The sequence below is a fragment of the Vibrio sp. FF266 genome (assembly GCF_041439695.1).
GTDB lineage: Bacteria > Pseudomonadota > Gammaproteobacteria > Enterobacterales > Vibrionaceae > Vibrio > Vibrio tasmaniensis_A.
The window spans coordinates 101597-120380 of record NZ_JBGOOO010000008.1; the positions used below are offsets into that span (position 1 = coordinate 101597).

The following is an 18784-nucleotide window of genomic DNA, read 5'->3' on the forward strand; positions in this document are numbered from 1 at the left end:
ATTACATAGGGATTTGGGAAATGACTCGCGGGTTTACTTTATTAGAGCTGTTAATAACGGTGTCTATACTGTCGATATTGGTAGCGACGGCTGCTCCGAGTTTTAGTTCAGTCACCCAAACAGTCAAGATACAGCGCCTTGCTGGGGAGTTGAATGGTTTCTTAGTACAGGCAAAGTCTGAGTCTGTGAAAAGAAATCAAAAACTCTGGGTACATTTCTCGACGGCTAAAAATGAAGAGCAATCTACGGGGGAGTGGACAGTATGGTTGAAGCCTACGGAAGATCTGTCTGGTGATACATTGCTGATGTTGTCGGGAGAACCGTTTCGAGATTTATCGTTTTCTCATAACTATACAGGCTCAAAAATCAGCTTTGAAAGTGTAAGAGGAAGGCCTGCCAGAGGTACGATTTACTTGGCTCCTAAAAGAGCTTCAACCGACCGGCTTTTGATTAAACTATCTAGCCCTCCGGGGCGAATTAAAGTGTGCGGCGAATCAGGCGCTCAGTATGGTTACTATGCTTGCTAAGGCCCGCAGCAGAAGCTTGCGAAAGCAAAAGGGCGCATCTCTCATTGAACTGATGGTCACCTCCGTTATTGGTGTATTCGCGATTGCTATTATCGGCAGTGTATTTATGACGGGGCACAGAATAGCCAAAGATAAAGGCATTGAGCTATTGCTGCTGCAAAACCTTACGAGCACGATGCAGGTAATGAAAGAAGATATTCAACGAGCAGGCTACGATGGTTCAAATGGTGAATCCCTGAAGCTATTAGATGCCGTTAATACGATTCATGTTAGCGGTGGTGTTGAGGTGGGGTTCGTCTATTTGAAAGAGGGAGCAACTGACGGAAAAAATTACAGGAATATCGTGTATAAAAAGGAGGGGACTCGATTGAAAGTTTGTGAAAAGGGCGTTCTTACTCCAGGGAACATTTTAGCCCATGATCAAGTTACCTCATGCTACTCACTTTTCGACGATAGCATTATTTCCGTCGACGATTTATCAATATCCTCACAAGTGTTGAGCAAAAATGGGGTGAGCACTACGCTCACTGATTTGAATATTGTTGCGTCAATTCCGAGTGCTGGGATCTCTAAAGGCGTCGCTATAACCGTTAAGCAAAGGAATTGGCAATGACCTCGGTAAAGCAGCAAGCTGGAGTAGCTACGTTGTTAATCACATCTGTTTTAGTGTTGAGTGCTTTAATTGTTACTTTGGGCACCTATCGCAGTGTTTTTCATCAAATTAAGGTCGCGCAGAATGAAGTTCAAGTTCGCAAAGCTCATTGGAACGCCGAGGCTGGGTTGGAGTGTGGTTTTACCTATATAGCTGAAAATGATCTCACGGCAATTCCCAATGATTTAATGAATCACTGTCAGCAGTCGAAAGTCCTTACGTTGAAATCAGATAACCTAACACCGAATATATTGGTGTCGAGTGCTCACTATTTATCTCTGAACAAAGAGATAAGTTTTAACAATTCGTCGGGGCTAGGGGCGATGCAAACCAATTCGAGTTTGGAGTTTATTTCTGATCACAATATCGATATTACCCCAGATATTAGTCTTACTGCGGTCGGTGGTATTAACGAATGTGTGTCTGTTCGGTTCTTAGATAGTGTGATCTATAAAAACCAAGGCGGCGGGCGTTTAAAGACAATCACACCTACGGGCGGCCTCCCTCCTTTTCCTACCTTTGAGTCTTGCCAACCGACAACCGATATTAGCCGCAATGCAACCATTGATTCAGTTGGGTCATTGCCTTCAAATGCTTTTCAATCAGATTTCAAATTTGACCCAGCCATCGATACTTTCTCTAATTACTTTGGGGTATCTAAAACGCCAGAAAATATTGACCAGATTAAGCGTGATTATCATGTGATTGACCTCATTGACAGGACTGTATCTCCCCCCAAGCACATTGATTTAGTCAATGGGAAGTATCAAGGTAATAAGTGTAGCCAAGCGATTAATAACGCCTTTACTAGTGGCAAAGATAAGGTGTGGGTGATAGGTGATTGCGTGGTCTATCACCCACCAATTAATGTGGTAGAACCTATCCCCGGTGTTATTACTCCACGTTCATTAGTGATTCAAGATGGCATCGTTGCGAACGGTAATGCAAGTGTGTTTGATGGTTCCTTTTATCACCTAAATGATATGATCATATACGACGAACCAGCCTCACCTGATGTTGATACGGACCTATTGAGCGGCTTATGGGCCAAAGTTCCAAATACGATACCTATCGCCGGCTTAGTGCAGAGCAATTCGGTTTATATTGGATTTGCTTCTTTTTTTCCCAAGGGAGGGATGTTCTTTGATTCAGTAGGCGGGTTATCGACAATTCAAGGTTCGATTAACTTAGATTACACAGGCGAATACAACCCCCATAGTGTTCCTTTGAAAGCCAAATGGAAAAAGGGATCATGGAATGACTTATAAACATTCAGGTTTTAGCTTGATAGAGGTCCTGATCTCTTTTCTATTGATCGGTATCGCTTCGCTAGGGTTGGTTAAGCTACAGGTCTATGCAGAACAAAAATCGGATTACGCGCTGCACAGTGTAGAAGCGCTTCACTTTGCTGAAAGGCAGATGGAGTATTATCGAACTCGTGTATCGGATGTGGGGGGAGCTGTAGGGTTAATCCTTTTTACGGATCTCAATCAAGCGGACTACTGTCGCAATGCGACAAGTTCGGATCCTTTATCTGGTTTGTCGGGCTCTGGGTATACGATGAGCTGTGAGGTGACAAATGCCAGTGGTGCCTTGTCTCACGCTTTGAAAAACATTACGGTGACTGTTGCATGGCAAGATCGCATGAACCGTGCGCAAAGCATTCGCCTCGAAACTATGCTCTCCAAATACAGTGAATTTGATTGATCTATTAAGCAAACGTTTACTGCATGCCAAGCCCTACGCTTCTCCTTTACTGATAGTTTTCACTCCTCGGACATTGTTTACGTGCCAGTTAAAACTCTGTATATGGAATGGTGTTTTTTGTGTTTTTATATTGTTGCTGTTGTACAGTATTTTTGCAAAATATGTCTCCATTTATGGAAAATGATGTGGAACCTTGTGCTTTTTAACAGCGACTTTAATAGAATATGTGCTGTACCAATAGGCCATGGTCAAAACTTATATTAGGCCTAAACAAACAACATCACATATGGAGTTACCATGAGTAACCAAGCCGTAAAAAAAGCACCATCGACTGAGAAGATCAGTGGTATGGACCGCTTTCTAAACTTCATTGAACGCGCCGGCAACAAAATTCCAGATCCAGCAATTTTGTTCTTCTGGGCTCTAGTTATTGTATGGGTAGCATCTGCACTTTTGTCGAACCTTTCATTCGACCTAATCAACCCTCAAACGGGTGCTGCTCTAGAAGTAAACAACCTACTTACTGGTGAAGCGCTTGCTAGCTTCCTAGCGAATATGGTTACCACGTTCACAGGCTTTGCACCGCTAGGTATCGTACTTGTTGCTATGCTAGGTGTTGGCGTTGCTGACTCTTCAGGCTTCATTACGACTGGCCTTAAGAAGATGCTGAATTTCACGCCAGCTAAGTTGCTAACGCCAATGCTAATCCTTGTTGCTATCGTGTCTCACACAGCAGCAGATGCAGGTTACGTTCTAGTAATCCCTCTTGGCGGTATCATCTTCCACGCTGCGGGTCGTCACCCTCTAGCGGGTATTGCAGCAGCGTTTGCTGGTGTATCCGGTGGTTTCTCAGCGAACTTCATTCCTTCGGGTATTGATCCGCTACTAGCAGGTTTCACTCAAACAGCGGCAAACGTTCTTGACCCTGCATATGTGATCAACCCTCTAGCGAACATCTTCTTTACTGGTTTGTCTTCAATTCTAATTGTGGCAATTGGTTGGTACGTTACAGAGAAAATCATCGAGCCTCGTCTTGCTAATACGCCTGTCGATGAAGATGCAGAACAAGCACCTGATCTAGGTACATTTACAGCCATTGAATCTAAAGCATTCAAATTCGCTGGTTGGGCAATGGTTGCCGGTATTGGTCTGCTTATCGCGGCTCTAATGCCTGAAAACTCAGCACTTCGTTCACCAGAAGGCGAACTAACGGCGTTCTCAGCACCAGTAATGAAGTCTATCGTTCCTCTGATTTTCATCCTGTTTATTATTCCGGGTATCGTCTACGGCCGTGTAGCGGGTACATTCAAGAATAGTAATGATGTTATCAAAGCAATGTCTGAGACGATGGCAACGATGGGCGCATACATTGTAATGTCGTTCTTCTGTGCTCAGTTCCTATCAGCATTTGCTCAATCAAACATCGGAACTATGTTGGCGCTTTACGGTGCTGAAGGCTTGAAAGCAATGGATCTTCCTGGTGAAGCAACGGTTGTTGGTATGATTCTACTAACGGCTTCAGTTAACCTTCTTGTAGGTTCAGCTTCAGCTAAGTGGGCACTGATTGGTCCTATCTTAGTTCCTATGTTAATGGTTGTGGGTATCTCTCCTGAGCTATCTCAAGCGGCTTACCGTGTAGGCGATTCAGTGTCTAACATCATCTCTCCACTGATGGTGTTCTTCCCACTGGTTGTTGTTTACTGTCAACGTTACGTTAAGTCGACAGGTATCGGTACTCTAGCTTCTCTAATGATGCCATTCTCGATTGCTATGCTAATCGGTTGGTCTATCTTCTTGCTAGGTTACTGGGCTCTTGGTATCCCGCTAGGTATCCAAGCTCCTTACACTTACACAATGTAAGATTGAACTAAGCAAAATTAAGCTTTATTCATTGCTAAGCCCGCACCGAAATGTGCGGGCTTTTTTTTGCTATTTTTTTCTGTTTTTTTTATCCAAGATTTTTATAGCCAAGACTTTTTATATCCCAAACTTTCTATATCCAAAACTTTTTATATTCAAAATAAAGGCACTCAGCTTATACTCCGGATTACGGCTAATTGTTGGCCGGTAAATTTAGGAAATCCAAGCCACATGAAGATTCTGCTTTTAGTAGGGTTAATTGTTTTAAATGGTCTGTTTGCCATGTCAGAGATTGCACTGGTAGCAGCAAAGAATAGTCGGCTGAAACGCTTAGCCGAAAAACATCGCTCCGCTCAGGTTGCTCTTGAGCTCAAAGAAAATCCAACCCGCTTCCTTTCAACCATTCAAATCGGTATTACGGTAATCGGCCTACTCAGCGGTATTGTGGGTGAGGCGACGCTTTCTGCTCCACTGGCCGTTCAACTTGAACTGTGGGGACTCGATCCAACACAAGCGAATATCCTGTCTACCACGGTAGTCGTTGTGGGTATTACTTACTTCGCGATTGTTGTAGGTGAGCTAGTGCCAAAACGTTTTGCTCAATCTCAAGCTGAAAACATTGCTGTGCTAGTCGCGCTGCCTGTCTTCTGGTTATCTAAAATTGCGACGCCGTTTGTGTTTGCGTTGTCTGCTTCTACGGAAGGTATTCTCAAGTTAATGGGACGTGGTGGCGAAGAAGACAGTGTGACGGAAGATGATATTCATGCACTCGTGAAAGAAGGCTCGGAATCTGGTGTGATTGAACGTGGCGAGCAAGAGATGATTCGCAATATCTTACAGCTTGATGACCGTTTGGTGAGCTCGTTGATGACGCCACGTCGAGACGTCGACTTTCTGGATATTAGCCAACCGGTTGAGCAGATATTTAAAAAGCTGCGCAGTTCAAAGCATAGTGTGTTTCCATTGTGCCAAGACCACCTCAATAAAGTGGTCGGTACGGTGTCAGCCAAAGCCTTATTGAATCAGGCGGGCAATTTAAACATTCAAGTGATCATGGGGCTATCTCGCTCTCCGATCTATGTTCCTGAATCGATGAAGGCTTTACGTCTACTTGGCTATTTTAAAGAGTCGGGTACAGAGATGGCATTCATTGTTGATGAATATGGCGATGTTCAAGGCCTTGTGACTCATTACGATATCCTAGAGGCGATTGCTGGTGAGTTATCGAACAACCCTAAAGATCTTTGGACAGAGCAAGTGGAAGATGGATTGCTGGTGGATGGATTGATTCCTATCAGTGAACTGAAAAACCGCTTAGAGCTGTCGGATTTTGAGGGTGAAAGCGAGAGCTTCCAAACGTTGAATGGCCTAGTGACTTGGTTAATAGGGCGCTTACCTGATGCCGGTGAAGTTGTTCAATACCAGCAGTGGCAGTTTGAAGTTATCTCTGTTGAGAACAATCGAATTGTGAGTATCAAAGCGACGCAAATAGCCGATGACATAGAAGGCGCCAATAGCTAGCGATCCGCCTAATCAGTAAGCGGCGATTGTTCATTGCCTCTTATCTCTTTATTGTTCATTATCACGAAGATTAGGTATGCTTCACCGCATACCTATTTTCGTTTTTATCCTTTGTTTTCTGGAGCTCCCTTTGTCAGACTACCAATTCAGCCCTCAAGATGAAATCTTCATGCGACGCGCCATCGAGGTAGCTAAGCAAGCAGAAAAAGAGGGAGAGGTTCCCGTTGGTGCTGTTCTAGTGAAAGATGGGGAGGTTATCTCTGAAGGATGGAACCGCTCGATTGGCTGCCACGATGCAACCGCACATGCAGAAATCGAAACCTTGCGTAAAGCAGGTCAAGCCTTGGAAAACTATCGCTTACTTGATACCACCTTGTATGTCACCTTAGAACCTTGCCCAATGTGCGCGGGTGCCTTATTACACAGCCGAGTAAAGCGCATTGTGTTTGGTGCTCCAGACTTAAAAGCGGGTGCGGCGGGTACGGTATTGAATCTCTTTGAAAGCCAAGCCTCATACCACTATGCCGATGTTGAGCATGGTTTGTTAGAGGAAGAGTGTCGTGAACAATTACAGGCGTTTTTTAAGCGCCGTAGAAAAGAGATCAAAGAGAAGCGAAAGCTTGAGCGTTTGCAGGAAGAGCAGCGTTTAGAATCTGACAAGGCAAGTAATAAGAATAAGGTCAGTAACAAGAACAAGGTCTGTAACAAAAAATAGCAGCGATCTTTCGGCACTCTCAATCATAAGAGTGCCAAGCAAACTTAGTTGGTCATTACTTTTACTCAGCAATCATCTGCATGAAAGCACGGTTGCGCCAAATGATCTTCTTCTTATTATTTGAAAGCATACGCTTACGACGGTTGGCAGCAACGGTCTTATCAAGGCGTTTCGATTTCAGTTTGTTCTTCATCATTTCAACGATTTCCTATTTGTCGTCTGGCTTTGTAAGTATGACTTCAGTTTTAATTATAGTGGTTATTTGCTTATAAGCTTTGCCACGAACTTAGCGTTGGCTTTCTGAACCACTATCGTGATGGCTAAGAGCTGAATGCAACAGAGCATTATGTCGCTTATGGTGTGACGTTATAAAGTTCGATTGTTACTGCAATATGACACTCTGGATATCGCAGGCGTTTTGTTTGTTTTGGTCATTTATCGTGATGCAATAAAAAAGAGCAATGCTAAATGGCATTGCTCTTTTTCTTTTATTTGGAAGACTCAGCGTCGTTCACTGCGGATTCAGTTTCACTGATTGTTGATTCAGCATCTGATACCTCTAGAGGTGGGATAACGACCAAACCTTCAAGGCTCGCTTCTTCCTCTTTATTACGCTTATTTACATGGCCAATAATGCTCTGATAATAACGGCGAATGTTCTCAACGTAATTCCTTGCTTCATCACCACGCGCATACCCGTAACGAGTTTTGCTGTAGTACTTCTTCTGTCTTAGCAGAGGAAGCCTGTCTTTCACATCACCCCAAGCATCAGGATCACCGCCTTGTGCTTTGGTTAAGCGACGAGCATCCATCATGTGCCCGTAACCTACGTTATATGAGGCAAGCGCAAACCAGATCTTCTCGTGTTGGGTGATTGAATCTGGTACTCGATTCACGATACGACGCAGGTATTCAACACCGCCTTGTACCGACTGTTTCGGATCGAGACGATTGGTTACACCAACGCTCTTCGCGGTTGGTAGCGTCAACATCATCATGCCTCGAACACCGGTTGGAGAGCGTGCGACAGGATTCCAGTGTGACTCTTGGTATGCTAAAGCGGCAATCAAGCGCCAGTCAAATTCTTGAGAATATTTCTGAAATAGCGGCGACCATTTTGGCAGCTTGCTATCCAATGCACGGATAAATGCACGAGTATCAACGTAATCAAAAGTGCCGATATGGCCGATGTACTTCTCTTCCAGTGAAGCCAGTTCACCAGACTGTTTTAGGTTACCAAAGAACTCAATCAGTAATGCATAAAGGCTTTCATCTTCAGATTTCTGTAAATACCAAGAGATAGGTTGATCTTCTGTCAGTTCAAAAGCTAAGGCTACGTCTGGGTATAAACGTTGTGCGAGTGACAGCTCAATCGAGTCCGCAACAGTAAACAAGCGTTCACCAGTCGACACTTCTTTTAGCAGGTCATTGATGTCAGCATTACCTATTGCATCGTAGATAAAGTCATCGTGCTTGTTCTGGATCTGTTTTAGCGTTGGCTCAAAATGTGAGTCCTTCACTACCACCAAAGATGGCGTCAATGTTTCGGTAGATGCCGTTTCTTCTGATTCAGTTTGTGCTTTTACGAAATCAGCTTGACGCTTATTCTCGAACTTGATCAGTTGTTGAAGGTTTCTTGGGCGCCACTGTCCTTTTTTATACACCACTTGCTGGCTTACATAGTAATAGGCGGGCGCGGCGCGATAAGCGCGTGTCAGGTTATTGTTTTGCGTTAACCCTGTCGCGATAAGATCGATCTCGCCTTTCTTTAAGGCTGGAAAGAGGCCGGATAAACGGTAAGCGGGTTTAATCTCAAGCTGTACACCAAGCTCCTGCGCAAATTCACGAGCTAACTCGTAATCCAAACCAGCAGGGCCATCGGGACCAATGTAATAAGAGAGTTGGTTATTTAGGGTGCCGACGCGAAGAACGCCTCGCTCTCGTATCTGCTCAAGGACACTTTTAGGTTCTGACTCAATCTGGCATCCAGCCAACCCAACTAGGGCAATGGCAAGCAGAAGGAACTTAGACGAAAAGATGAGCGTAAATTTAGGCATCAAAATGAAATCTCGAAAAGTGGAAGCCCCTTTATACCAAACCCCGCAAGGCTGGCAAAGCAGGTTTATTTAAACAGTTGTAAAAGTGCTGATAAATGCAGCAAAAGTACCATTTACGCATAAAGATAAAAAAAATCACGCAAACGGTTGCTTTTGGTGTTACGTCACAAAAAGAAATGCTTTATAATGCGCTCGCATTGAAGAGGTGGAATCGGCATAGGTTTGGCAACCTTCGGGAATAGCTTCGAAGAAAACAGTTAGGTTGTTCCTATAACCCACTGAATTTATTCCAATACTACCTTAATCAACTGCATAAGAGACCTAAGCACATGAGAATTTTGCGTGGCTCCCCAGCTCTATCTGAGTTTCGTGTTAACAAGCTTTTAGAGCTTTGTCGTGAATTAAGCTTACCTGTAACAGGTATTTACGCTGAGTTTGCCCACTTTGCTGATCTAACGGCAGACCTAGATGAGTCTGAAGTTGAGAAGCTAGAAAAGCTACTGACTTACGGTCCAACGATTGAAGAGCATGAACCTGAAGGTTTACTGCTGCTTGCAACGCCACGCCCGGGCACTATCTCGCCTTGGTCTTCAAAATCAACAGATATCGCACACAACTGTGGACTGGCTAAAGTGTCACGTCTAGAGCGCGGTACTGCTTTCTACATTGAAACCTCTGCTGAACTTTCTGAGCTTCAACTTGTTGAGCTGAAAGCAATCCTGCACGACCGTATGATGGAAGTGGTTTTCACTGACTTCGAGTCAGCGGCGGCACTATTTAGCGTGGCTGAGCCTGCTCCTTATGCGGAAGTTGACCTATTAACTGGCGGACGTAAAGCGCTTGAAAAAGCAAACGTTACCCTAGGTCTTGCACTTGCAGAAGATGAGATCGATTACCTTCTTGAAAGCTTCACCGAGAAGCTAGGTCGTAACCCGACTGACATCGAACTAATGATGTTTGCACAAGCGAACTCAGAGCACTGTCGTCACAAGATCTTTAACGCTGATTGGACTATCGATGGCGTTAAGCAAGAAAAATCATTGTTCAAGATGATTAAGAACACCTTTGAAACGACACCAGAGCACGTTCTGTCTGCTTATAAAGATAACGCAGCGGTAATGACAGGTTCTGAAGTGGGTCGTTTCTTCCCAGATCCAGAAACTCGCCAGTACAACTACCACCAAGAAAAAACACATATCTTGATGAAAGTTGAAACGCACAACCACCCTACAGCAATCTCTCCATGGCCGGGTGCATCAACAGGTTCAGGCGGTGAAATCCGCGATGAAGGCGCAACTGGTATTGGCGGTAAGCCAAAAGCAGGTCTGGTTGCTTTCTCTGTATCTAACCTTAAGATCCCGAACTTCGTTCAACCTTGGGAAACAGACTTTGGTAAGCCGAGCCGTATCGTTACTGCTTTGGATATCATGCTTGAAGGCCCTCTTGGTGGTGCAGCATTCAACAACGAATTTGGTCGTCCAAACCTATTAGGTTACTTCCGTACTTACGAAGAGAAAGTAAACTCTCACGCAGGTGAAGAAGTACGTGGTTACCACAAGCCAATCATGCTCGCTGGTGGTCTAGGTAACATTCGTGATGATCATGTTCAGAAGAAAGAGATCCCAGTAGGTGCAAGCCTGATCGTTCTTGGCGGTCCTGCAATGAACATCGGCCTTGGTGGCGGTGCTGCATCTTCAATGGATTCTGGTTCTTCTTCTGAAGACTTAGATTTTGCTTCTGTACAACGTGAAAACCCAGAGATGGAGCGTCGTTGTCAGGAAGTTATCGACCGTTGTTGGCAGCTTGGTGATGCGAACCCAATCGCATTTATCCACGATGTGGGCGCGGGTGGTATCTCGAATGCACTTCCTGAGCTAGTCGACGATGGCGAGCGTGGCGGTATCTTTAACCTACGTGACGTGCCAAATGATGAGCCGGGCATGAGCCCACTTGAGATCTGGTGTAACGAATCTCAAGAGCGTTATGTAATGGCGGTTGCTGATAAAGACATGGCAACGTTCGATGCGATTTGTAAGCGTGAACGTGCACCGTACGCAGTGGTTGGTAAAGCAACTGAAGAACGTGATCTTAAATTAGAAGATTCACACTTCGACAACACGCCAATCGATATGCCAATGGACATCCTATTAGGTAAAACGCCTAAGATGCACCGTGACGCGAAAACGCTAAAAGCAAACAACCCAGCGATTGACCGTTCTGGTATCGAACTAAACGAAGCGGTTGACCGTATTCTTCGCCTACCAACAGTGGCAGAGAAAACATTCCTTATCACTATCGGTGACCGCTCGGTAACCGGCCTTGTGGCTCGTGACCAAATGGTTGGCCCATGGCAGGTTCCTGTAGCAAACTGCGCAGTAACAGCAGCAAGCTACGACTCTTACCATGGTGAGGCGATGTCTCTTGGTGAGCGTACGCCAGTAGCTCTTCTAGACTTTGGCGCGTCAGCTCGTCTAGCGGTTGGTGAAGCAATCACTAACATCGCAGCGACGAACATCGGCGATATCAAACACATTAAATTGTCAGCTAACTGGATGTCTCCAGCTGGTCACCCAGGTGAAGATGCAGGTCTTTACGAAGCGGTTAAAGCCGTGGGTGAAGAGCTATGTCCGGCACTGGGTCTAACTATCCCTGTGGGTAAAGACTCAATGTCGATGAAGACTAAGTGGGAAGAGAATGGCGAGCAGAAAGAAGTAACGTCTCCGCTATCTCTTGTTATCACTGCGTTTGCGCGTGTTGAAGATGTTCGTAAGACGATTACGCCTCAGCTTCGCACTGACAAAGGTGATACTTCACTAGTTCTTATCGACCTAGGTAACGGCAAAAACCGTCTAGGTGCAACGGCACTGGCGCAAGTTTACAAGCAGCTTGGTGACAAGCCAGCAGACGTAGACAACGCAGCGCAACTAAAAGGTTTCTACGAAGGTGTTCAAGCTCTTGTGGCTAACGACCAAGTTGTGGCTTACCACGATAAAGGCGACGGTGGTCTATTCGTAACTCTTGCTGAAATGGCATTCGCAGGTCACTGTGGTGTTAATGCAAACATTGAAGCTTTAGGCAAAGACACACTAGCAGCACTATTCAATGAAGAGTTAGGTGCGGTAATCCAAGTTCGCAACGACGACCTAGACGCTGTTCTTTCTACTCTTGCAGCAAACGGTCTAGAAGCGTGTTCACACGTAATTGGTTCTGTTGAGGCATCTGATGAGCTAGTGATTAAGTCTGGTGAGTCGGTTGTGATTGAGCGTAACCGTACTGAACTACGTACTATTTGGGCTGAAACTACGCACAAGATGCAAGGTCTACGTGATAACCCAATCTGTGCAGACCAAGAGCACGAAGCGAAGAAAGACAACTCAGACCCAGGTCTGAACGTGAAACTAAGCTTCGACGTAAATGAAGACATTGCTGCTCCTTACATCAACACGGGCGCTAAGCCTAAAATGGCGATTCTACGTGAGCAGGGTGTTAACTCTCACGTTGAAATGGCAGCCGCATTTGACCGTGCAGGCTTCGAAGTAACTGATATTCACATGAGCGACATCCTAACGGGTCAAGCGGTACTAGAAGAGTACAACGGCCTTGTGGCTTGTGGTGGCTTCTCTTACGGTGATGTACTAGGCGCTGGTGAAGGTTGGGCTAAGTCGGTTCTGTTTAACGACTCTACTCGTGACCAGTTTGAAAACTTCTTCAAGCGTGAAGATACCTTCTCTCTAGGTGTGTGTAACGGTTGTCAGATGCTGTCTAACCTGCGCGAGCTAATCCCTGGTGCTGAGTACTGGCCACGTTTCGTTCGCAACGAATCTGAGCGTTTTGAAGCACGTTTCAGCCTAGTTGAAGTTCAGAAGTCAGATTCTGTATTCTTCAACGGTATGGAAGGCTCTCGTATGCCAATCGCTGTTTCTCATGGTGAAGGCCGCGTAGAAGTGCGTGATAACGACCACCTAAACGCGATTGAAAACTCAGGTACAGTTGCCCTACGTTACGTTGACAACAACGGTAACCAAACGCAGCAATACCCGAACAACCCGAACGGTTCGCCAAATGCTATCACTGGTCTAACAACGACGGATGGCCGTGTGACTATCATGATGCCTCACCCAGAGCGTGTATTCCGTACGGTTGCTAACTCTTGGTCTCCAGAAGGTTGGGGCGAGAATGGCGCTTGGATGCGTATGTTCCAAAACGCACGTAAGAATGTGGGTTAATCTGGTTCACAAAACCGAATAGTTTTAAAAACTAATAAAAGCGCAGACTGAAAGGTCTGCGCTTTTTTATTGGCAACTCTTTAGGAACCAGAGCGAAACAATTAACGTTTGCAGTTTGCTGTTCTAAAAAACTCCACTACGCTAAATGTTATGGAATCAATTTGTTAGGCCATGAATTTCTGTACGTGAACAGGAAGACTGCTGTTTGGCTATGCAAAAACCGAATCAATCATTGTGGCATAAGAGGGATCTATGAAAACAACAATCACAAAAGCAGTTGCAGTGGCAGCGATTGTCATGTCGTTAGCTGGGTGTGTCGGTAGTAATGCCGTTACTGGGAAATTAATGAAGTTCAACGTTGAGGTTGTAGATAACCGTTACGCTCGTGCTGGGGTCAACTTCTTGCTTGCTCCCGTTTACGCTTTAACATTCGCAGCCGATTACATCGTGTTTAACTCGATCGAATTCTGGGCGGGGAAAAATCCACTCACAGGCGCGCCTCATATCTTCGATAGTAAAGTCGATACCATGATTGATGTGAACGACAGCCTAGACGATTCACTAAAAGAAGCCCCACTTGGCTTTAATAATCGTCAGATCGAATGGGGTGAGATGCAGCAAATTGATGAGAATACCATTCGTATGGATATTACTTACAATGATGGTCAAAAAGCGGTGCTGTTAGGCGTACGCGATGGTGATAAGGTCAGTTACTACATGGATGGTACGTTAGTATCAGAAACCTCTATTCAAGCGCTTGAGCAGTTAGCTGCCGAGAAAGTGTAACGCTTTCCGTTTTATATAGATAAAAGAAAAGCCGCTGGATTTACCTCCAGCGGCTTCGTGTTTTTTAGTATCTAGTAATTTAGCATCTAGTGCGTAGATTAGTTGTTGCTGTGTAGCTCGCTGTTCAGTTCAACAGCTGACTTGTTCGCTAGACATTCAATTTGGCCAGTAATCGAGTTACGACGGAACAGAAGATCAGAAACGCCAGCAAGGTCACGAGCTTTAATGATTTCTACTTCGTTGCCTTCTTTATCTAACATGCGAACCTTAGTACCCGCAGTCACGTAAAGACCAGACTCAACCGTACAACGATCGCCCATTGGGAAGCCAAGACCCGCATTTGCGCCTAGTAGGCAGTTTTCGCCGATAGAGATAACCATAGTACCGCCACCCGACAGAGTACCCATGATAGAAGCGCCGCCGCCGATGTCTGAACCGTTACCCACAACAACACCCGCAGAGATACGACCTTCAACCATGCTTACGCCAGTAGTACCCGCATTGAAGTTGATGAAACCTTCGTGCATTACTGTTGTGCCTTCGCCTACGTGTGCACCAAGACGAACACGAGAAGTGTCAGCAATACGAATGCCTGTTGGTACCACGTAATCCACCATTTTAGGGAACTTGTCTACGCAATCTACAGACAGAGCGCGACCCGCTAGGCGAGCTTCGATTTGACGCTCAGCCAGCTCAGGAAGATCGATAGGGCCTTCGTTAGTCCATGCGATGTTGTGCAGTAGACCGAAGATACCGTCTAGTACCGTACCGTGTGGTTGAACTAGGCGGTTAGAGATAAGTTGCAGCTTAAGGAAGCCTTCAGCAACTGATGCTGGCTTCTCGTCAGTCGCAAGAACAACAAGAACAAGAGGTTGCTCAGATGCTGCTGCTTTTTCTGCGAAAGATGCGTTTGCTGCATCGTCGTTTGCTGCGAATGCTTTCGCGAGTTCTGCGCTTTGTGCTGCAGAGATTTCGATAGCTTGGTTGCCTTCAGTGTAACCTGCAACTTCACCAATAGCCGCAACAAGAGCGTCGCTTGGGTCTAGAAGTGGGTTAGGGAAGAACGCTTCAATGATGTTATTGTCGCGGTTTTTGGTTGCCGTACCGAAGGCTAGTGAAAAGTAAGCCATGTTGAATCTCCATGTGTTGAGTCTTGATTTTGCTATTTCATAACAGCGGCTCGAATAACAAGCGCTGCCGTTAGCAAAGTTAATTTAATTGCGTTCATCATAAAGAGAGCGCCCTAGTTATGAAAGGGCGCATCGGGATAAAGTCTGTAAAATGATATTGCTTGTCTTTCTGGAGATAGTTTTCTGCAATGAGAAAATGATGCAATTCAACAAAATTTGATATCAAAGTTAGATAACCAACGTTCTTTAAATGAACAACACTCTTTAGATAAATAGCGCTTTATAAGCCTGCTCAATCCCTTCAATCAACATCTGCATACCGATAACGGCGAGTATTAAACCCATCATTCGGGTTATCACGTTCAATGCACTTGGTCCGACAGCTTTAACAAATCGCTCGCCGAATACAAATAAGACATAGGTTAAGGTACATAGTAGGCCGAAAGCGACGATGGTTATGATGGTTTCATAGACCCCCTCGGTACTGGCAAAGTTCATCGCAGTGGCAATGGTGCCGGGGCCAGCGAGAATTGGCATTGCAAGTGGTGAGACGGCGATACTTAGAGCAGCGTCTTTCTGGGCGTCTGAGTTCACTTTCTCTTTTGCTTTGGCGTGTGTTGAATCACCTTGCAGCATGTGGAAGCCAATCAAAAAGACCAAAATGCCGCCTGTGATGCGAAGTGCGTAAAGTGTGATACCAAAGAGGTCAAAGATAAGTTTGCCAGAGAGTGCAAAAGTACTGACGATGATGAATGCGATAAACACTGAACGGAAAGCGATCGATTTGACGGTTTCCCTGTCATTGTCACCGGTTAATCCAAGAAAAATTGGCGTATTAGCGATTGGGTTCATGATGGCAAAAAAGCCCATGAACACGGTAATGGTATGAATGATGAGCTCTTTCATATTATTCCTTTGAAAAGATGCAGTTAAATACAAATGGTTTGTGTATTTAATCTTAGATACAAATAATTATTAGAAATAGATAGTAGAGCAAGTGTGAATAAAAAACAGCCAGCATAAGGCTGGCTGTTTGGTTTTAGTGATAGGTGTAGAGTTTTGGTCGTCTGTTATTGCTTGTTTCTCAGTTAACGGACTCTATTCTATGGATAGATCGTGGCGCCCAACGTTGTCGTTATGCGTTTTGAGATTCGCTTACTGCTACAGCCAATGCAACTGTCGCACCGACCATTGGGTTGTTACCCATACCGATGAAGCCCATCATTGCCACGTGAGCCGGAACAGAAGAGCTACCTGCGAACTGAGCATCAGCATGCATTCTGCCCATGGTATCTGTCATGCCGTAAGACGCTGGGCCTGCTGCCACGTTATCTGGGTGCAATGTTCTACCTGTACCGCCGCCTGAAGCAACTGAGAAGTAAGGTAAACCTTGGCGAGTACGTTCTGCTTTGTAGATACCTGCAACAGGGTGTTGGAAGCGCGTTGGGTTAGTTGAGTTACCCGTAATACTTACATCCACTTCTTCTCTGTGCATGATTGCCACGCCTTCACGTACATCATCAGCGCCGTAACACAAGATCTCTCCGCGAGGGCCTTGTGAGAAGCGGCGACGTTCTGTTTCAACAAGCTCGCCTGTTTGGTAATCGTACTGAGTGCGTACATAGGTAAAACCATTGATGCGAGAAATTAAGTAAGCTGCATCTTTACCTAGGCCATTGAGTATTACCTTTAATGGGTTGTGACGTGATTTGTTGACGTTGAGTGCGATTTTTATTGCACCTTCTGCAGCAGCAAAAGATTCATGGCCCGCAAGGAAAGCAAAACAGTGGCTCTCTTCATTGAGAAGACGCGCAGCTAGCGCACCGTGGCCGATCCCTACTTGGCGTTGCTCAGCAACACTGCCGGGTTTGGTGAATGCTTGAAGGCCTTCACCAATGATATTCGCTGCTTGTTCTGCGCTGGTGGCTTTGCGAAATAGCGCCAGTGCTGAACCAAGGATATAAGCATCGGCAGCGCTTTCAAAAGCGATAGGCTGGGTGTCCATCACCAAAGCTTTTGGATCAACGTTGTGGGCTTTGCAGTATTGGTTCGCTTGCTCTAAAGAGTCGAAGTTCATTTCTGCCAATACGCGAGTTACCGATTCATTAAATTGAGTGTTCATCATATCTTTCCTCTAAATTGGCAAAATTAGTGTTGGCGTGGGTTAATGGTGGTAACGGCTTCATCGAAGCGACCATAAGTCCCCGTCGCAAGGTCAGCAGCTTCATTAGCTGGCATGCCTTGGTTAATCGCCTTCATCATTTTGCCGAGGTTGAGATATTCGTAGCCAATCACTTCGCTGTGATCATCAAGTGCAAGCTTGGTCACGTAGCCTTCTGCAAGCTCTAGGTAACGAACGCCTTTCGCTGAAGTTGAATAGCTGGTGCCTACTTGGCTACGTTGTGTTTGACCTAAGTCTTCCAATGCTGCGCCAATTTCTAGGCCGCCTTCAGAGAATGCGGATTGAGTTCGACCGTAAACGAATTGCAGAAAGATTTCACGCATCGCTACGTTGATTGCATCACACACCAAGTCAGTATTCAGAGCTTCAAGAATGGTTCTTCCTGTGAGGATTTCGGCTGCCATCGCGGCTGATTGAGTCATGCCTGAACAACCAATCGTTTCGATTAGCGCTTCTTCGATGATGCCGTTTTTTACGTTCAGCGTTAGTTTTGCTGCACCTTGTTGTGGTGCACAAGTGCCTACGCCATGGCTTAAACCAGAAATAGCGATGACATCTTTTGGGCTAACCATGGCGCCTTCAACTGGAATTGGCGCTGAAGTGTGAAGATCACCCCTTTGAATAGGGCACATTGATTGAATTTCTGAAGAGTAGTGCATAATGTTTTCTCACTGATAGAGCCATTTAAGACCTAGGGCGTTGAGAAAACAGGACGTGTTGGAAGAGGTGCGGCTAATTCACTACAGATCTTGAGTATCGATCATCCAAAGGTGACATGAAGCTCAGTCTTAATAGACTAAGTCCATTCCAAAATGGAGGAGTAGCGATACATCCAACAGTATTACCTGTTTTCGATTCTGTAGGAGTCATTAGCACGGTTCAAAAGAACGGGCGGTTGAAGCAAAAGCTTAGGTGGAACCCCATCACCTGATGGCTATAGATTAGATCTTAATCACACTTTTGTGCAAGCGAATGTTTAGAGCGATTTCGACTATAAACAGAGTTCATTATATTTCGATAAGTATAAAAAAACGCCAATAACGAGCTCTGATTAGAGACATTATTGACGTTTTTTAGAAAACTTCAGCTAATTAAGCGGCATCTTCTTCTGCGTCTTCAACAGCTTCAAGCTTCTTTTCTTTTTTCGGAGCTGGTTTACGCTTAGCACCTAATGCGTAAAGAACTTCTTCTTTGTTCTTCGCTAGGTACATAGCAAGCTCTTCTTGCTTGCCTTCATCTTCAACTAAATCGCTTTTGCTTAATAGTTCAAAAAGCTCATCAGCCATATCCAGCATTTTGTCGTATGCGTCAGCTTCGGCTTTAGAGGTAAAAGTCATTTTCTCTTCTCCGTTGCGTTCGACCACGTACTTGACGATAACAGCCATGGTTAATCCTCTAAGTTTGATAAATTTTACTGGCTT

Annotated in this window: 16 protein-coding genes and 1 riboswitch; of the genes, 9 read left to right on the plus strand and 7 right to left on the minus strand. The window is 45.2% G+C overall.

What is annotated here, in order from left to right:
* The first annotated feature begins 20 nt into the window (after nucleotides 1-20).
* The 7 genes from ACED59_RS08885 (at nucleotide 21) to tadA (ending at nucleotide 6982) form a co-directional block, all read left to right on the plus strand.
* On the plus strand, nucleotides 21-527 hold the full coding sequence (locus tag ACED59_RS08885; RefSeq protein ID WP_017098042.1) for a GspH/FimT family pseudopilin: 507 nt from the start codon (nucleotides 21-23) through the stop codon (nucleotides 525-527).
* Entirely contained in the window at nucleotides 508-1140 is a 633-nt protein-coding gene (locus tag ACED59_RS08890) for a PilW family protein (protein WP_017098041.1), read from the plus strand. Before ACED59_RS08885 ends, ACED59_RS08890 begins: the two co-directional genes overlap by 20 nt.
* Entirely contained in the window at nucleotides 1137-2447 is a 1311-nt protein-coding gene (locus tag ACED59_RS08895; RefSeq protein WP_017098040.1) for a hypothetical protein, read from the plus strand. The genes ACED59_RS08890 and ACED59_RS08895 overlap by 4 nt, the downstream gene beginning before the upstream one ends.
* On the plus strand, nucleotides 2437-2886 hold the full coding sequence (locus ACED59_RS08900; RefSeq protein ID WP_017098039.1) for a prepilin-type N-terminal cleavage/methylation domain-containing protein: 450 nt from the start codon (nucleotides 2437-2439) through the stop codon (nucleotides 2884-2886). The genes ACED59_RS08895 and ACED59_RS08900 overlap by 11 nt, the downstream gene beginning before the upstream one ends.
* 297 nt (nucleotides 2887-3183) lie before the next feature.
* Complete coding sequence (locus ACED59_RS08905) at nucleotides 3184-4746, plus strand: AbgT family transporter (RefSeq protein WP_012603342.1); 1563 nt, start codon at nucleotides 3184-3186, stop codon at nucleotides 4744-4746.
* 231 nt (nucleotides 4747-4977) lie between these two features.
* A complete protein-coding gene (locus tag ACED59_RS08910; RefSeq protein ID WP_017098038.1) occupies nucleotides 4978-6267 on the plus strand; it encodes a hemolysin family protein in 1290 nt (429 codons plus the stop codon).
* 76 nt (nucleotides 6268-6343) lie between these two features.
* On the plus strand, nucleotides 6344-6982 hold the full coding sequence (gene tadA, locus ACED59_RS08915; protein ID WP_017098037.1) for a tRNA adenosine(34) deaminase TadA: 639 nt from the start codon (nucleotides 6344-6346) through the stop codon (nucleotides 6980-6982).
* A gap of 61 nt (nucleotides 6983-7043) precedes the next feature.
* On the opposite strand, the gene ACED59_RS08920 is transcribed toward tadA, so the two are convergent.
* Both ACED59_RS08920 and mltF read right to left on the minus strand, forming a co-directional pair.
* The gene (locus ACED59_RS08920) at nucleotides 7044-7178 is read right to left on the minus strand and encodes a hypothetical protein (RefSeq protein ID WP_010438952.1); all 135 of its coding nucleotides are present in this window, start codon (nucleotides 7176-7178) and stop codon (nucleotides 7044-7046) included.
* A gap of 292 nt (nucleotides 7179-7470) precedes the next feature.
* Nucleotides 7471-9039: a membrane-bound lytic murein transglycosylase MltF gene (gene mltF / locus ACED59_RS08925; protein ID WP_032499857.1), complete on the minus strand. Its 1569-nt coding sequence runs from the start codon at nucleotides 9037-9039 to the stop codon at nucleotides 7471-7473.
* Nucleotides 9040-9368: 329 nt separating this feature from the next.
* On the opposite strand from mltF, the gene purL reads away from it, so the two are divergent.
* Together purL and ACED59_RS08935 are read left to right on the plus strand one after the other, a co-directional pair.
* Nucleotides 9369-13265 (plus strand): phosphoribosylformylglycinamidine synthase, encoded by a 3897-nt coding sequence (gene purL, locus ACED59_RS08930; RefSeq protein ID WP_017098034.1) that lies wholly within the window; start codon nucleotides 9369-9371, stop codon nucleotides 13263-13265.
* 252 nt (nucleotides 13266-13517) lie between these two features.
* Nucleotides 13518-14051 (plus strand): DUF3332 domain-containing protein, encoded by a 534-nt coding sequence (locus tag ACED59_RS08935; protein WP_017098033.1) that lies wholly within the window; start codon nucleotides 13518-13520, stop codon nucleotides 14049-14051.
* Nucleotides 14052-14149: 98 nt separating this feature from the next.
* Here the strand turns inward: ACED59_RS08935 and dapD are convergent, their stop codons facing one another.
* The 5 genes from dapD to ACED59_RS08960 all read right to left on the minus strand — a co-directional run bounded on the left by dapD (nucleotide 14150) and on the right by ACED59_RS08960 (nucleotide 18748).
* On the minus strand, nucleotides 14150-15181 hold the full coding sequence (dapD, locus tag ACED59_RS08940) for a 2,3,4,5-tetrahydropyridine-2,6-dicarboxylate N-succinyltransferase (protein WP_017098032.1): 1032 nt from the start codon (nucleotides 15179-15181) through the stop codon (nucleotides 14150-14152).
* Between the two features lie 264 nt (nucleotides 15182-15445).
* Nucleotides 15446-16087, minus strand: coding sequence for a MarC family protein (locus tag ACED59_RS08945; RefSeq protein ID WP_009848347.1), 642 nt, complete (start codon nucleotides 16085-16087; stop codon nucleotides 15446-15448).
* Nucleotides 16088-16316: 229 nt separating this feature from the next.
* Nucleotides 16317-17306 carry a GGGtGRT protein gene (locus tag ACED59_RS08950; RefSeq protein ID WP_017098031.1) on the minus strand — a complete coding sequence of 330 codons (990 nt, stop codon included), beginning with the start codon at nucleotides 17304-17306 and terminating at the stop codon, nucleotides 16317-16319.
* A 23-nt stretch (nucleotides 17307-17329) separates the two neighbouring features.
* On the minus strand, nucleotides 17330-18022 hold the full coding sequence (locus ACED59_RS08955; protein ID WP_009848349.1) for an iron-sulfur cluster assembly scaffold protein: 693 nt from the start codon (nucleotides 18020-18022) through the stop codon (nucleotides 17330-17332).
* A gap of 194 nt (nucleotides 18023-18216) precedes the next feature.
* A riboswitch (Fluoride riboswitch) is annotated at nucleotides 18217-18300 on the minus strand.
* Between the two features lie 154 nt (nucleotides 18301-18454).
* Nucleotides 18455-18748, minus strand: coding sequence for a YebG family protein (locus ACED59_RS08960; protein WP_004735185.1), 294 nt, complete (start codon nucleotides 18746-18748; stop codon nucleotides 18455-18457).
* Nucleotides 18749-18784: the final 36 nt, after the last annotated feature.

Excerpts from the sequence above, each read along its gene's own strand:
- ACED59_RS08885 (WP_017098042.1), top strand. The coding sequence starts at position 21 with ATGACTCGCGGGTTTACTTTATTAGAGCTGTTAATAACGGTGTCTATA.
- ACED59_RS08890 (WP_017098041.1), top strand. The coding sequence starts at position 508 with ATGGTTACTATGCTTGCTAAGGCCCGCAGCAGAAGCTTGCGAAAGCAA.
- ACED59_RS08895 (WP_017098040.1), top strand. The coding sequence starts at position 1,137 with ATGACCTCGGTAAAGCAGCAAGCTGGAGTAGCTACGTTGTTAATCACA.
- ACED59_RS08900 (WP_017098039.1), top strand. The coding sequence starts at position 2,437 with ATGACTTATAAACATTCAGGTTTTAGCTTGATAGAGGTCCTGATCTCT.
- ACED59_RS08905 (WP_012603342.1), top strand. The coding sequence starts at position 3,184 with ATGAGTAACCAAGCCGTAAAAAAAGCACCATCGACTGAGAAGATCAGT.
- ACED59_RS08910 (WP_017098038.1), top strand. The coding sequence starts at position 4,978 with ATGAAGATTCTGCTTTTAGTAGGGTTAATTGTTTTAAATGGTCTGTTT.
- tadA (WP_017098037.1), top strand. The coding sequence starts at position 6,344 with ATGCTTCACCGCATACCTATTTTCGTTTTTATCCTTTGTTTTCTGGAG.
- ACED59_RS08920 (WP_010438952.1), bottom strand. The coding sequence starts at position 7,178 with ATGATGAAGAACAAACTGAAATCGAAACGCCTTGATAAGACCGTTGCT.
- mltF (WP_032499857.1), bottom strand. The coding sequence starts at position 9,039 with ATGCCTAAATTTACGCTCATCTTTTCGTCTAAGTTCCTTCTGCTTGCC.
- purL (WP_017098034.1), top strand. The coding sequence starts at position 9,369 with ATGAGAATTTTGCGTGGCTCCCCAGCTCTATCTGAGTTTCGTGTTAAC.
- ACED59_RS08935 (WP_017098033.1), top strand. The coding sequence starts at position 13,518 with ATGAAAACAACAATCACAAAAGCAGTTGCAGTGGCAGCGATTGTCATG.
- dapD (WP_017098032.1), bottom strand. The coding sequence starts at position 15,181 with ATGGCTTACTTTTCACTAGCCTTCGGTACGGCAACCAAAAACCGCGAC.
- ACED59_RS08945 (WP_009848347.1), bottom strand. The coding sequence starts at position 16,087 with ATGAAAGAGCTCATCATTCATACCATTACCGTGTTCATGGGCTTTTTT.
- ACED59_RS08950 (WP_017098031.1), bottom strand. The coding sequence starts at position 17,306 with ATGATGAACACTCAATTTAATGAATCGGTAACTCGCGTATTGGCAGAA.
- ACED59_RS08955 (WP_009848349.1), bottom strand. The coding sequence starts at position 18,022 with ATGCACTACTCTTCAGAAATTCAATCAATGTGCCCTATTCAAAGGGGT.
- ACED59_RS08960 (WP_004735185.1), bottom strand. The coding sequence starts at position 18,748 with ATGGCTGTTATCGTCAAGTACGTGGTCGAACGCAACGGAGAAGAGAAA.